The sequence below is a fragment of the Streptococcus equinus genome (assembly GCF_900104225.1).
GTDB lineage: Bacteria > Bacillota > Bacilli > Lactobacillales > Streptococcaceae > Streptococcus > Streptococcus equinus_D.
Genome location: NZ_FNJK01000006.1, coordinates 41,059 through 56,604 on the forward strand (window position 1 = coordinate 41,059; position 15,546 = coordinate 56,604).

At 39.4% G+C, this 15,546-nt stretch carries 9 protein-coding genes, 1 tRNA gene and 1 rRNA gene; 1 reads left to right on the forward strand and 10 read right to left on the reverse strand.

Annotated features, from left to right (window positions below):
• Positions 1 to 63: 63 nt before the first annotated feature.
• From BLP98_RS08000 to pbp1b, 4 genes are all read right to left on the reverse strand, one after another.
• Positions 64 to 432: a DUF1033 family protein gene (locus BLP98_RS08000; protein ID WP_074482770.1), complete on the reverse strand. Its 369-nt coding sequence runs from the start codon at positions 430 to 432 to the stop codon at positions 64 to 66.
• Between the two features lie 167 nt (positions 433 to 599).
• Positions 600 to 4,238, reverse strand: coding sequence for a DNA-directed RNA polymerase subunit beta' (gene rpoC, locus BLP98_RS08005; RefSeq protein ID WP_074482771.1), 3,639 nt, complete (start codon positions 4,236 to 4,238; stop codon positions 600 to 602).
• A gap of 174 nt (positions 4,239 to 4,412) precedes the next feature.
• Entirely contained in the window at positions 4,413 to 7,985 is a 3,573-nt protein-coding gene (gene rpoB, locus BLP98_RS08010; protein ID WP_074482773.1) for a DNA-directed RNA polymerase subunit beta, read from the reverse strand.
• A 345-nt stretch (positions 7,986 to 8,330) separates the two neighbouring features.
• On the reverse strand, positions 8,331 to 10,652 hold the full coding sequence (pbp1b, locus tag BLP98_RS08015; RefSeq protein ID WP_074482774.1) for a penicillin-binding protein PBP1B: 2,322 nt from the start codon (positions 10,650 to 10,652) through the stop codon (positions 8,331 to 8,333).
• A gap of 161 nt (positions 10,653 to 10,813) precedes the next feature.
• Here pbp1b and tyrS point away from each other — a divergent pair, with 161 nt between their 5' ends.
• Positions 10,814 to 12,070 carry a tyrosine--tRNA ligase gene (gene tyrS, locus BLP98_RS08020; protein WP_074482775.1) on the forward strand — a complete coding sequence of 419 codons (1,257 nt, stop codon included), beginning with the start codon at positions 10,814 to 10,816 and terminating at the stop codon, positions 12,068 to 12,070.
• A 76-nt stretch (positions 12,071 to 12,146) separates the two neighbouring features.
• Here tyrS and BLP98_RS08025 read toward each other — a convergent pair whose 3' ends face one another.
• From BLP98_RS08025 to rrf, 6 genes are all read right to left on the reverse strand, one after another.
• A complete protein-coding gene (locus BLP98_RS08025; RefSeq protein WP_074482776.1) occupies positions 12,147 to 12,965 on the reverse strand; it encodes a metal ABC transporter permease in 819 nt (272 codons plus the stop codon).
• Positions 12,955 to 13,665 carry a metal ABC transporter ATP-binding protein gene (locus BLP98_RS08030; protein ID WP_074482777.1) on the reverse strand — a complete coding sequence of 237 codons (711 nt, stop codon included), beginning with the start codon at positions 13,663 to 13,665 and terminating at the stop codon, positions 12,955 to 12,957. Before BLP98_RS08030 ends, BLP98_RS08025 begins: the two co-directional genes overlap by 11 nt.
• Positions 13,662 to 14,108 carry a zinc-dependent MarR family transcriptional regulator gene (locus BLP98_RS08035; RefSeq protein ID WP_074482778.1) on the reverse strand — a complete coding sequence of 149 codons (447 nt, stop codon included), beginning with the start codon at positions 14,106 to 14,108 and terminating at the stop codon, positions 13,662 to 13,664. Before BLP98_RS08035 ends, BLP98_RS08030 begins: the two co-directional genes overlap by 4 nt.
• Before the next feature lie 79 nt (positions 14,109 to 14,187).
• Positions 14,188 to 15,036, reverse strand: a complete 849-nt coding sequence (ispE, locus tag BLP98_RS08040) for a 4-(cytidine 5'-diphospho)-2-C-methyl-D-erythritol kinase (RefSeq protein WP_074482779.1) — start codon at positions 15,034 to 15,036, stop codon at positions 14,188 to 14,190.
• Positions 15,037 to 15,233: 197 nt separating this feature from the next.
• Positions 15,234 to 15,307, reverse strand: a tRNA-Asn gene (locus tag BLP98_RS08045).
• Between the two features lie 5 nt (positions 15,308 to 15,312).
• Positions 15,313 to 15,428, reverse strand: a 5S ribosomal RNA gene (gene rrf / locus BLP98_RS08050).
• Positions 15,429 to 15,546: the final 118 nt, after the last annotated feature.

The following is a 15,546-nucleotide window of genomic DNA, read 5'->3' on the forward strand; positions in this document are numbered from 1 at the left end:
TCCTCACTCTTATATTCGTAAAAATCTTGATAAAAAGAAAAAACCATGGAAAAATTTCCATGATTAAGGTTTGAATTTGCAATTTCGAGGTCTGGGACTAGGTTCGTCATTTCGAACATTAAAATGATAAGCAAAATGTTCTTGAGACAATTCTTGCCCATCTTTTAGAATTAAAAGGGAATGATACTGTTGCAGATAGTCACCACAATTTTCACACCAACGTTTTTCTGATTGATCCCAGAAAGCAGCTTGAAAATTATCATGACACTTACAACTTGGCAGGTTCATTCTCAACGACTGCCATTCTGATTTATAAAATGACACAGCTTCTTCAAAGTATTCAAAAACTTGTTCTTCGATGATATCATCCTGCCAGTCATCCAAGAACCACCAGGGTTCCCAGTCCCCATACATTTTGATTACTTGATACATTTTTTCACTTCCTTATGGCCTTTATTATATAAAAATTAAAAGGATTTTAAAAAGGATTTGCTTATTTATAACCATTATCATCTAAATAAGCCTTATATTTCCCAAGCAAAAAGGCCTAGGAATATTCCTAGGCCTTTTCATTTATTAAACTCAAATGTGAAATCAGATTATTCAGCGTCTGTTGATTCAGGTGCTTCAACTGTTTCAGCTTCTTCACTTGTTTCAAGTTCATTAACAGCTTGTGGTTCAAGGTTGCGGTAACGTTGCATACCTGTACCAGCTGGAATGATTTTACCGATGATAACATTTTCTTTAAGACCAAGAAGGTGATCTTTCTTACCACGGATAGCAGCATCTGTAAGAACACGAGTTGTTTCTTGGAATGATGCAGCTGACAAGAATGAGTTAGTTTCAAGCGAAGCTTTAGTAATACCCATAAGTACTGGACGTGCAGTTGCAGGGATACCACCAGAGATAACAACATCTTTGTTAGCATCTGTGAAGTCTGCAATATCCATAAGTGTACCTGGAAGAAGATCTGTATCACCTGGATCCATGATACGAACTTTACGAAGCATTTGACGAACCATTACTTCGACGTGTTTATCACCGATTTCTACCCCTTGGCTACGGTATACTTTTTGTACTTCAGCAAGAAGGTAAGTTTCAACTGATAATGTATCACGAACTTCAAGGAGACGTTTAGGTTGGATAGAACCTTCAGTAAGTGGGGCACCACGGTGTACTTCATCACCAACAGCAACTTTCATGCGGGCAGTGAATGGTACCACGTATTCACCCATACCAGTTTTACCTTGAACGTAAACTTTCTTAGTACGTGTAGAAGCATCTTCTTCGATGTCAACAACTGTACCTTTAACTTCAGTGATAACTGCTTCCCCTTTAGGGTTACGAGCTTCAAAGATTTCTTGGATACGAGGAAGACCTTGTGTGATATCGGTATTTGACGCAACACCACCCGTGTGGAAGGTACGCATTGTAAGCTGAGTACCAGGTTCACCGATAGATTGAGCGGCAATTGTACCAACTGCTTCACCAACTTCAACCGCATCACCTGTAGCAAGGTTGACACCATAACAGTGACGACATACACCATGACGAGTGTTACATGTAAATACTGAACGGATTGTTACTTCTTCAACACCAGCTTTAACAATTTCAGCGGCCATATCTTCAGTAATCAATACGTCAGGGCCAACGATAACTTCACCAGTTTCAGGGTGTTTAACAGATTTCTTAGTATAACGACCAACAAGACGTTCTTCAAGAGTTTCTGTAACTTCTTTACCATCAGTGATTGCACGGATAACAAGACCACGGTCAGTTCCACAATCGTCTTCACGAATGATAACGTCTTGGGCAACGTCAACCAAACGACGAGTAAGGTAACCAGAGTCGGCAGTCTTAAGGGCTGTATCTGTCATACCTTTACGAGCACCGTGAGTTGAGAAGAACATTTCCAAAACAGACAAACCTTCACGGAAGTTAGACAAGATAGGCAATTCCATGATACGTCCGTTCGGAGCGGCCATCAAACCACGCATACCGGCAAGTTGTGAGAAGTTAGAGATGTTACCACGAGCTCCTGAGTCCATCATCATAACGATTGGGTTCTTAGGATCTTGTGTTTCAATCAGACGTTGTTCAAGTTCTTCTTTAGCTTCACGCCATGTTGTTGTAACAGCAACATAACGATCATCATCAGTCATCAAACCACGACGGAAGGCTTTGTTGATTTGTTCAACTTTGCTGTGGGCTGCATCGATAATTTCTTGTTTGTTATCGATAACTGGGATATCGGCGATACCCACTGTCAAACCAGCAAGAGTTGAATGGTAATAACCAAGGTCTTTCAAGCGGTCAAGGAAGGCTGATGTTTCAGTTGTACGGAAACGTTTAAAGATTTCCGCAATGATGTTACCAAGATTTTTCTTCTTGAATGGAACGTTGATATCAAGACTATCAATAACAGTGTGGATATCTTGTCCAGGTGCCAAGAAGTATTTATCTGGAGTTTTTTCAGTTAAGTTAGCATTATTTGGTTCTTGAAGGTAAGGTAGATCATCAGGCATGATGTCGTTGAAGAGGATCTTACCAACAGTTGTAACCATGATTTTGTGTTTTTGTTCATCAGTCCATGGTTTGTTTGGCATGCTATCTACTGTAATACCAACACGTGTGTGCAAGTGAACATAACCGTTACGGTATGCCATTACTGCTTCATCACGGTCTTTGAAGACCATTCCTTCACCTTCACGACCTGGTTCTTCCATAGTAAGGTAGTAGTTACCAAGAACCATATCTTGAGATGGTGTTACGACTGGTTTACCATCTTTAGGGTTAAGGATGTGTTCTGCGGCAAGCATAAGAAGACGTGCTTCTGCTTGTGCTTCTTCAGAAAGAGGTACGTGGATGGCCATTTGGTCACCATCGAAGTCGGCATTGTAGGCTTCACAAACAAGTGGGTGAAGACGAAGTGCTTTACCATCGATAAGGACTGGTTCAAAGGCTTGGATACCCAAACGGTGAAGAGTCGGTGCGCGGTTAAGAAGTACTGGGTGTTCTTTGATAACTTCTTCAAGAATATCCCAAATACGTTCATCTCCACGTTCAACCATACGTTTAGCTGCTTTAACGTTACCTGCGTAATCACGAGCAACGATTTCGCGCATTACAAATGGCTTGAACAATTCGATAGCCATTTCACGTGGCACACCACATTGATACATTTTAAGTGTTGGACCTACGGCGATAACTGAACGTCCAGAGAAGTCAACACGTTTACCAAGCAAGTTTTGACGGAAACGACCTTGTTTACCTTTAAGCATGTGGCTCAAAGATTTAAGAGGACGGCTACCAGGACCTGTGATTGGACGACCACGACGACCGTTATCGATAAGAGCATCGACAGCTTCTTGCAACATACGTTTTTCGTTTTGCACGATGATACCAGGGGCATTCAATTCAAGCAAACGAGCCAAACGGTTGTTACGGTTGATAACACGACGGTAAAGGTCATTCAAGTCAGATGCAGCAAAACGTCCACCATCCAATTGAACCATTGGACGAAGATCTGGTGGAATAACTGGCAAGATGTTAAGTACCATCCATTCTGGTTTGTTACCAGATTTGTAGAAGGCATCAAGAACATCCAAACGACGAACAGCTTTGATACGTTTTTGACCAGTTGCTGTTTTCAATTCTTCTTTAAGTTCAGCGATTTCAGATTTCAAATCAACGCGTTTAAGAAGATCTTGGATGGCTTCAGCACCCATTTTAGCAACGAATGAACCTTGTCCATATTCTTGGATTTTTTCACGATATTCGCGTTCAGTCAAAAGTGATTTTGGTTCAAGCGGAGTATCTTTTGGATCGATAACCACGTAAGCAGCGAAGTAGATAACTTCTTCAAGTGCACGTGGGCTCATGTCCAAAGTAAGTCCCATACGTGATGGAATTCCTTTGAAGTACCAAATGTGTGATACTGGAGCTTTCAATTCGATGTGACCCATACGTTCACGACGAACTTTAGCACGTGTTACTTCAACACCACAGCGGTCACAAACAATTCCTTTATAACGAATACGTTTATATTTACCACAAGCACATTCCCAGTCTTTTGTAGGTCCGAAGATAACTTCATCAAAAAGACCTTCACGTTCTGGTTTGAGCGTACGATAGTTGATTGTTTCAGGTTTTTTAACTTCACCATAAGACCATGAACGGACCTTACTTGGTGAGGCTAATGTGATTTGCATACTTTTAAAACGATTTACGTCAACCACTAGTTTTACCTTTCTTTATTGTACTTTTGAAAATAGCTGAGCTACTTCCTAGTTATCATGACTCACAAATATTAATCTGCAAGACACTATTTATCGTTATAGGACTCATCCAAACAATCCGACTAAGAGAGGCAAGATTTACTTGCAGCTCTCATATCAAATTGTTTTTTCCTATTATTTATTTTCTTCTGCAGAAACTTCAGCTACTTCTGCTGATTCAGTTTCTTGTTTTTGACGAGCTTTTTCAAGATCATCAACGTGCATTACGTCGTCATCTTCACCTTCATCAAGGTCACGAAGTTCAACTTCGTTATCGTCTTCGTCAAGCACGCGCATATCAAGACCAAGTGATTGCAATTCTTTAACAAGAACTCGGAATGATTCTGGTACACCAGGTTTTGGAATTGGTTTACCTTTAGTGATGGCTTCATAAGCTTTAAGACGCCCAGTCACGTCATCTGATTTGTAAGTCAAGATTTCTTGAAGAACATTAGATGCACCGTAAGCTTCCAAAGCCCAAACTTCCATTTCACCGAAACGTTGTCCACCAAATTGTGCTTTACCACCAAGAGGTTGTTGTGTAACAAGTGAGTAAGGACCAACTGAACGTGCGTGAAGTTTATCATCAACCATGTGGTGAAGTTTGATCATGTACATGACACCAACTGATACACGGTTATCGAATGGTTCACCAGTACGTCCATCATAAAGAACTGTCTTAGCGTCGCTAGCCATACCAGCTTCGTTAACAGTTTCCCAAAGGTCTTCAGAAGTTGCTCCATCAAAGACTGGTGTTGCAATGTGAATACCAAGGTTACGAGCAGCCATACCAAGGTGAAGTTCCATAACTTGTCCGATGTTCATACGAGATGGCACCCCAAGTGGGTTCAACATGATATCGACTGGAGTTCCGTCTGGAAGGTAAGGCATGTCTTCAACTGGAACAACACGAGATACAACCCCTTTGTTACCGTGACGACCGGCCATTTTATCTCCGACTTTGATTTTACGTTTTTGTGCGATGTAAACACGAACGAGCATGTTAACACCTGATTGCAATTCATCACCGTTAGCACGTGTGAAGATTTTAACGTCACGAACGACACCATCTCCACCGTGTGGTACACGAAGTGATGTATCACGAACTTCACGTGATTTATCACCGAAGATTGCGTGAAGAAGACGTTCTTCAGCAGAAAGATCTTTTTCACCTTTAGGTGTTACTTTACCTACAAGGATGTCACCTTCTTTAACTTCAGCACCGATACGGATGATACCCATTTCGTCAAGATCTTTAAGAGCTTCTTCACCAACGTTTGGAATTTCGCGAGTGATTTCTTCAGGGCCTAACTTAGTATCACGTGTTTCTGATTCAAATTCTTCCAAGTGAACTGATGTATAAACATCTTCTTTAACAAGACGTTCACTCAAGATGATGGCATCTTCATAGTTATAACCATCCCAAGTCATGTAAGCGACGATTGGGTTTTGACCAAGGGCCATTTCACCTTTTTCCATTGAAGGACCATCAGCGATGAAATCACCTTTTTCAACGATATCGCCAACTTTAACAAGTGTGTGTTGGTTATAAGCTGTACCTGAGTTTGAACGACGGAATTTAGTGATGTGGTAAACATCGAGTGAACCATCTTCACGACGAACTTCAACTTTTTCAGCATCAGAGAAGACAACGCGTCCATCGTGTTTAGCGATAACGGCAGCACCTGAATCGTGGGCTGCTTGATATTCCATACCAGTACCAACATATGGTGCGTGTGGATCAATCAATGGCACCGCTTGACGTTGCATGTTGGCACCCATAAGGGCACGGTTAGAGTCATCGTTTTCAAGGAAAGGAATACATGCTGTCGCAACGGCAACTACTTGTTTAGGTGAAACGTCTACGAAGTCAACGATGTTTGATGGGAATTCTTGGTTATTACCTTGGTGACGTCCCATAACGATGTCTTCAGCAAATGTACCATCTTCGTTAAGTTTTGAGTTAGCCTGTGCTACTGTGTATTCATCTTCCTCATCGGCAGTCAACCAAACGATTTCGTTTGTAACCACACCTGTAGCGCGGTCAACTTTACGATATGGTGTTTGGATGAAACCATATTTGTTAAGATGTCCGTATGTTGACAAGTTATTGATCAAACCGATGTTAGGTCCTTCAGGAGTTTCAATCGGACACATACGACCATAGTGAGTGTAGTGCACGTCACGAACTTCATAACCAGCACGGTCACGAGTCAAACCACCAGGTCCTAAGGCTGACAAACGACGTTTGTGAGACAACTCAGAAAGTGGGTTGTGTTGGTCCATGAACTGTGACAATTGAGAAGAACCGAAGAATTCTTTAACTGCTGCAGTTACAGGACGGATGTTGATGATTTGTTGTGGTGTCAACACTTCGTTATCTTGAACTGACATACGTTCGCGAACGTTACGTTCCATACGTGCAAGACCAATACGGAATTGGTTAGCAAGCAATTCACCAACGGCACGAATACGACGGTTACCAAGGTGGTCGATATCATCAACTTTACCTAGACCTTCAGCAAGGTTAAGGAAGTATGACATTTCAGCCAAGATATCAGCAGGTGTAAGAGCACGCGCTTTATCATCTGGATTTGCGTTACCAACGATTGTAACAACACGGTCTGGGTCAATTGGTGACACAACTTTGAATTTTTGAAGAACAACAGGTTCAGTGACAACAGCGTAATCGTTTGGTGTGTAAACAAATTTGTTAAGATCACCATCCAATTGATCAGCAATTGAATCGATAACGTCACGTGTCATTACTGTACCAGCTTCAACAAGGATTTCACCAGTTTCAGCGTCAACCAAGTTTTCAGCAATTGTTTGGTTCAAGAGACGAGTCTTGATGTTAAGTTTTTTGTTGATTTTGTAACGACCAACAGCAGCCAAGTCATAACGACGTGGATCAAAGAAACGAGCTACAAGCAAGCTACGTGAGCTATCAGCTGTTTTGGGTTCACCTGGACGAAGGCGTTCATAAATTTCTTTAAGTGCTTCGTCAGTACGTGAGTCTGCTGGGTTTTTGTGAATATCTTTTTCGATAGTGTTACGAACAAGTTCGCTGTCACCAAAGATATCCATGATTTCATCATCACCTGAGAAACCAAGAGCACGTACAAGTGTTGTAAATGGAATTTTACGTGTACGGTCAATACGTGTGTAAGCAATATCTTTTGAATCTGTTTCTAATTCAAGCCAAGCTCCACGGTTAGGGATTACAGTTGAACCATAACCAACTTTACCGTTTTTATCAACTTTATCGTTGAAATAAACACCAGGAGAACGAACCAACTGAGAAACGATAATACGTTCACCACCATTGATGATGAATGTACCCATTTCAGTCATAATTGGGAAATCACCGAAGAAAACTTCTTGAGTTTTGATTTCTCCTGTTTCTTTGTTAATCAAACGGAAGGTTACAAAAATAGGTGCTGAGTAAGATGCATCGTGGATACGAGCTTCTTCAAGCGTATACTTAGGCTCTTTCAATTCGTAACCAACAAATTCAAGCTCCATAGTATCCGTAAAGTTTGTAATCGGAAGTACATCTTCAAAAACTTCTCTCAATCCGTTATCCAAGAAGTCTTTAAAAGAATCCGTTTGAATTTCAATCAAGTTAGGTAAATCAAGAACTTCCTTGATTCTTGAAAAGCTACGACGTGTACGGTGTTTCCCGTACTGAACTTCATGTCCTGCCAAGTTTTTTACTCCTTCATTAAAATACAGAGGTCTATAAACTCCATCATAACCACAATTCTCTTCATACGACGAGAACAATCATTACTTTTTCATTTTGACCTTTATAGTTAGGATGCTTATCAAAACACCCCGCCAAGTGTGTCGTTGATGTGAATTTTTAGAATCTTTAAATATAGGTTACAAACCGCATTTTTTCTAAAATTAGGCACAAAAAGAGCAGCTAAATCTGACCATAAAAAGTGTGATTTAACTGCTGCAAACCTTAGTTGGACAATATTTCAACTAAAGCAGACGACAAATAGTTATTAGTATTATACCTTATTTTTTCAATTTTTGCAAGTATTTTTAATTACTGCTATTGGTTTTAATCGAAGGATTGTGAAGCAAGGTATCCCATGCTTTTGCATAGTCACTATCCGTTCCTCCAATAGCAAATTTATAAGTCATATTACCCGCACCATTTTTAGCCCAATAGCTGGTTGTGGTTTCACCACTTACATTAAGTGAGCGACCGTTAACCGTTACTGTACCAGGCTGTAAACCTGTTGCTTTAAGAACCGTTGACTTAATAACATTTGAAGATAGATTGTATTTATTTGTTCCAAACGTATTAGAATTAGCATTATAAATACTATTCACCAAATCAGCCATATATTGAGCATTGTATTTGTATCCGGCCATCGGATTTAACGAAGTATTATCGTCATTACCTGCCCAACCACCTAAAGTTACTTTTGGTGTTGAAAGCATCAACCAAACATCCGTATAATTGTCGGTTGTCCCTGTTTTTCCTGACCAATCCGCTTGCGCTGCTTGACCATTCAAACCTTGTAAGTCTTTATAAAACTCAGTCGTTGCCCCGCCTTTGACAACATCTTTTAATAGTTGATTCAAAATGCTAGCTGTTGATTCTGAAAAGACACGTACTGGATTTGCCTTATGTTGGTAAATGACATTACCTTTACTGTCAGTAATGCTATCGACCATATAACCTTTTTGATAAACACCACCATTTGAAATCATCTGATAAGCATTTACTTGTTGGAGAACAGTTGTCTCAATCCCCCCACCTAAAGGCAAACTTTCAATCGCGTAATTATCAACGCTATAATTCATCTTCTTCATGTAAGACTCAACATCAACATTATGATTGAGCAACATTTGATAAGTCCAATAGGCTGGAATATTCCATGACACATTAAGTGCTTCTTGAAGATTAATCATGCCAGTTCCGACATCATTACCGTGCATAATCGGTTGACCGCTTGAGAAATTCGTTGGGTAATTAGAAAGAATACTTGCGCTACCAAGAAGCCCTTGATCAATAGCAATACCATAAGCAATAATCGGTTTAATACTTGACCCCGGTGAACGCGCAGTGTCGAATGCATGGTTATTTTGGTTAGTTGAATAATCTCGTCCACCAATAAATCCCAAAATAGCACCAGTAGAATTATCCATCAAGACATTCCCAACATCGACCTGTTGAGAACCTCCTTGATCAAGCGCACCACCATACTGTGCTACAGCATTTTGCATCGCATTGTAGACATTCTTATCAATCGTTGTCTTAACCGTGTAACCACCCTGTTGCAAAGTTTCTGAGGCTAACTTACGGTAAGATTCTTTAGTAGCATCATTTTTTAATTCTTGTTCAGAAACACCATTTTTTTCAATTAAGTAGTTATACATAATCTCTTGTGCTTCTTCTAGGACAGAATAGTAAAGGAAATCATGAGAGCTTGTAGTTGCAGATGCTGGTTGAATAAAATCTTGGCTAATATCATAAGACTTATACTCGTTGTACTCATCTTTAGTTAAATAGCCCGAACGATACATGTTATAAAGTACATCTTGCTGACGCGAAATACCATAAGCCATATTCTCAGCATCTTTTAGCTGACCAGCTGCTGTATATGGAGAATAAACAATCGGACTTTGAGGCAAACCAGCTAAAAATGCTGCTTGCGGAATGGTTAAATCACTTGCAGACACCCCAAAAATACCTTGCGCCGCTTCTTCAATTCCGGCAATATTCTCTCCTTTATTGTTACGACCAAAAGGTGATACATTCAGGTAATCCGTCAGAATCTCATCTTTATTCAAATAACGTTCTAATGCCAAAGCATAGATAATTTCACGTGATTTACGCTTAAAGGTTGGATCATCACCTAAAACCTGTTGCTTGATTAACTGTTGAGTCAATGTTGACCCACCGCTAGTTTCGCCTAAACCAAGAACAGATCCCAAAGTCGCACGGAAAACAGCCTTAGGAACAACACCATCGTGACCTTCAAAATTTTCATCCTCAGTTGCCACAATGGCATGTTTAACATTTTCTGAGATGGCTTCACTAGCAACTGGAGTACGTAACAAATCCGTATCAATAGCAGCAATCGAACTACCATCAGAATAAGACATCTGTGACACACGCGTCAAAGAAGTTACCTGACTAACTAGGCTCTCCTTATCAGGAATCTTAACCGCATCTATCTGACTAGCAAGATAACCGAAAGCTAAACCAGCTCCTAGCATGCCAAATAAAATGACAACAATATAAAAAAAGTCGGTTAATAGCTTAACAGTCCTCAAAAAAACTGAACCAAAATCAAGCAAGTTCAGCTTCTGATGATCTGCTTTTTTCTTATTTTTATTTCTCTTACTCATTCTAATACCTCGATAATATTATACCAAACTTTGATAAAGCTTGCATAGAGGCACCGCTTTTTGATATAATAGCCTGTAAACTACAATATCATTGAGGGAAAATCTAGCCCAGCTAGAAGACACAAATATCACCCTCAAAATTTTAAGTAAGGAGAAAGCTCGTGAACATATTCGAAGAACTCAAAGAACGTGGCTTAGTTTTTCAAACAACTGATGAAGAAGCCCTTGTCAAAGCATTAACAGAAGGGCAAGTATCCTATTATACTGGTTATGATCCTACAGCTGATAGTCTTCACCTTGGTCACTTGGTTGCCATTCTAACATCACGTCGCCTTCAAATGGCAGGACATAAACCATATGCTCTTGTTGGAGGAGCTACAGGACTTATCGGTGACCCATCATTTAAAGACGCTGAACGCAGTCTTCAAACAAAAGAAACTGTTGATGGATGGGTTGTTAAAATTCAAAATCAATTGTCACGTTTCCTTGATTTCGAAAATGGCGACAACAAAGCCGTTATGGTTAACAACTATGACTGGTTTGGTAACATTAGCTTCATCGACTTCCTACGTGATGTCGGTAAATACTTTACTGTCAATGCAATGATGAGTAAAGAATCAGTTAAAAAACGTATTGAAACAGGTATCTCATACACTGAGTTTGCCTACCAAATCATGCAAGGTTACGACTTCTACGAATTAAACGATAAATACAACGTTACTTTGCAAATTGGTGGTTCTGACCAATGGGGTAATATGACTGCTGGTACAGAACTTCTTCGTCGTAAAGCTGATAAAACTGGCCACGTGATGACAGTGCCACTTATCACTGACGCTACAGGTAAAAAATTCGGTAAATCTGAAGGAAATGCGGTTTGGCTTGATGCTGACAAAACATCTCCATACGAAATGTACCAATTCTGGCTCAACGTTATGGACGACGATGCTGTTCGCTTCTTGAAAATCTTCACATTCCTTTCACTAGATGAAATCGCTGAAATCGAAAAAGAATTTAACGCTGCACGTCACGAACGTTTGGCACAAAAAGTCCTAGCACGTGAAGTTGTCACACTTGTTCACGGTGAAGAAGCTTACAAAGAAGCTCTTAAAATCACTGAACAACTTTTCGCTGGAAACATTAAGAGCCTTTCAGCCAAAGAATTGAAACAAGGTCTTAACAACGTTCCTAACTACGCCGTTCAAGATGAAGATAACCGCAATATTGTTGAAATGCTTGTTGCCGCTAAAATCTCACCATCAAAACGCCAAGCACGTGAAGATGTTCAAAATGGCGCTATCTACATCAACGGTGAACGTATTCAAGATTTAGATTACACACTTTCTGATGACGATAAAATTGATAACGAACTTACTGTTATCCGTCGTGGTAAGAAAAAATACTTCGTGTTAACATACTAATGAATACCACAAAAACAGACACTATCAAGTGCCTGTTTTTTTTTAGCATTAAAAAAGAGGGGAAATTCCCCTCTTTTTAACGATGACGACGCATAACAACATTAAATAAGTTTACCAATAGGAAAATTGCTACAAAGATAACCGTAATCGTCGCACTTGCCGGTGTTTCCCAGTAATATGATGTGATAATCCCAGTTACCATACCAACAAAACCGACTAAAACACCAATAAAAATTACCGATCTAAAGTTTTTTCCTAATCGCATTGCAATACTTGCTGGTAAAACCATAATCGTTGATACCAAAAGAGCTCCTGCTGCTGGAATAGTCAAAGCAATCGCAATACCAGTCACAATATTAAATAACAATGACATTAGACGAACAGGTAAGCCATCAACAAATGCAGTCTCCTCATCAAATGTCAAAACATACATTGGTCTAATAAACAGCACAGTCAAAATCAAAACAATAACCGCAATGACAAATAGAGCAATAACTTGCCCCATATTGATGGTCACAATTGAACCAAATAAATACTGTTCCAAGTTCACACTACCAGCATTCTCTGACTTACTTGTCACAATTAAAGCAACTGCTAGACCAAGTGACATGAGAATAGCCGTTGAAATTTCAATATAGTGCTTATAAACCGTCTGCAAATATTCTAAGACAACTGCAGCTATCGTCACTACAATTACCGTAGACCACGTTGTCGATTTGCCAAGCAAAATTCCTAAGGCTACACCAGCTAAAGAAACGTGACTAAGCGTATCACTCATCAAACTTTGATGACGTAAAATTAGAAAAATCCCTAAAATGGGAGCAAAAATACTAATAGCAACCACTGCCATAATCGCACGTTGCATAAAATCATATGAAAAAATCTCAGTCAGCATCATTAGCTCCTTTCTTTGTTAGAGCATGAAGATCGAAGCAATGCCAAGGTGCCTGTTGTCTACGAACCAAGTGAATATTGCGATCAGCATAACGTTTCACCTCATCTGGATCATGCGTAATCATTAAGACAGATTTTCCATGTGTGTGTGCACTATGATGCATCAATTCATAAAATCTTTCGGTTGTCCCAGCATCCATACCAGTTGTTGGTTCATCCAAAATAAAAATATCTGGATCTGAAGCAAAAATACGAGCAATAACAATACGTTGTTTCTGACCTCCAGATAAACTTCCGATACGCTTATTGCGGTTTTCCCACATGCCAACAGATTCTAAACTCACTTTGACATGTTCCTCATCGTGCTTAGTTAAACGACGGAACCAGCCATTTCTAGGGTATCTACCAGATCGTACAAATTCATGTACTGTTGATGGAAAGCCAGCATTAAAACTAGCAATCTGCTGTGGTAAGTAAGCAATGCGTAATTTCTTACCATCTTTATTTGTTTTAGAAATTGTCACCTGACCACTCTTTGGTGTCAAAATACCAAGCGTAGCTTTTACCAAAGTTGATTTAGCCGCACCATTTTCACCGGTTAAAGTAACAAATTCCCCACTATCTAAATGATAATTAATTCCCTCTAAAACAGGTTCACTATCATATTGGAAAGATAAGTCTTCTACTGTAATATATCTCATTTACACCCTTCTAGCTCATCTGAAAAAGCAGTCAAAAATTTCGAAATAACAGCTTGCTCTTCATCTGAAAACTCACTAATCATTTTTTTATATACTGATAATGTCGCATTATGATGATGACTATGTTCATCGGCGACCGGTTTAGCAATCTCAGTTAGCTCAAAATAAGTTACACGAGCGTCATCCTTATTTTTTACAGGAGCAAGCATCCCTTCTTTTACTAAACACTTAATCGCTTTAGTCACTGCTGCCTGACTAATATTTAAACGCTTTGCCAAAGCTGAATTTGTCAATCGTTCTTGGGACAAAAGCATCAAAATATGCTCCTGTGTATTAGTCAATTCAACACCACTTTGACAAGCACCAAATAATAACTCGTGCTGATTTTCGGCTTTTAATAAAATCTCATTCACTAGACAATCAATCTGTTTTTCTAGCTGCATATCAACACTCCTCTCATATCATTAACCAGTTAATTATATCAAAAAGAAAAAAAAGAATCAATTACCTGATTCTCTTCTATCATAATATCCGAACCTTATAAACTTCTTTACAGAAGCCACGCATACTATTCACCAAACGATCTGCCTTCTTCTCTGAACGACATAATCCGAAAACCGTTGGGCCACTTCCAGTCATTAAAGCTGCATCAGCGCCACATTTCATCATTCGATCCTTAATCTTTTGGATAAATGGCTTGCGCTTAATAGTAATATCTTCTAAAGAATTTCCCATATGCGAAATAATCTGATCATAATCATTAGCCAAAACAGCTTTCTTTAAAGATTCGATATCAACACGAGAAATTGTCTCGCAATCAATCTCAGGAAAAACCGTGCGAGTAGACACACCAAAATCAGGTTTAACCAAAACAACCCAAGCTGACAAAGAAGTATTCAAACACTCTACGATTTCTCCCTTACCAGAAATACAAGCACAGCCTGCACCAAGACAATAAGGAACATCGCTTCCCACCTGAAATCCAATCTCAATCATCTCAGACTTAGATAATCCCAATTTCCACAATTTATCCAAAGCCCTAATGGTCGCAGCAGCATCGGTAGACCCCCCACCCAAACCAGCGCAGATAGGAATCTTTTTTTCCAATTCAATCTTCACACCAGACTTTATATCATATCTATCCTTAATAAGCTGAGCAGCCTTAAAAACATCATTCTTAGCATTTAAAGGCATCTTGTGACTATTAGATTCAACTACGATATCTGAACCTGAAATCTCAGATACCGTAACATAGTCATTCAAATCGACACTGACCATAACCATCGACAAATCATGATAACCATCAGGTCTTTTTCCTACAATATCCAATCCTAAATTAATCTTAGCAGGAGCCTTTTCAATAATAACCATTAAACATTCCTTTAAAAATATTACATCTATTATAACAAATAATTCGAAAAGAACCCACCATAATAAACTTAGTTCATTGAAAAAGAAAAAATATTTTCAGAAAAATATAGGCTAAGCTAATTAGGTATTATCTAAACAATTATTAAGACAGAAAAAAAGCAACCCGAAGGTTGCTCTCTACGTCTACCGCTTTAAAACTCCGCCAGTAGGACTCGAACCTACGACATCATGATTAACAGTCATGCGCTACTACCAACTGAGCTATGGCGGATAAATGCTAAGCGACTACCATATCTAACAGGGGGCAACCCCCAACTACATCAGGCGTGCTAGGGCTTAACTTCTGTGTTCGGCATGGGAACAGGTGTATCTCCTAGGCTATCGTCACTTAACTATGATTGATTATCCAATCAAAATTGAATACCTATATATTCTAACAAGTTTCCGAATCGCTGTCAATCTTTCTCAGTTACTTTGGATAAGTCCTCGAGCTATTAGTATTAGTCCGCT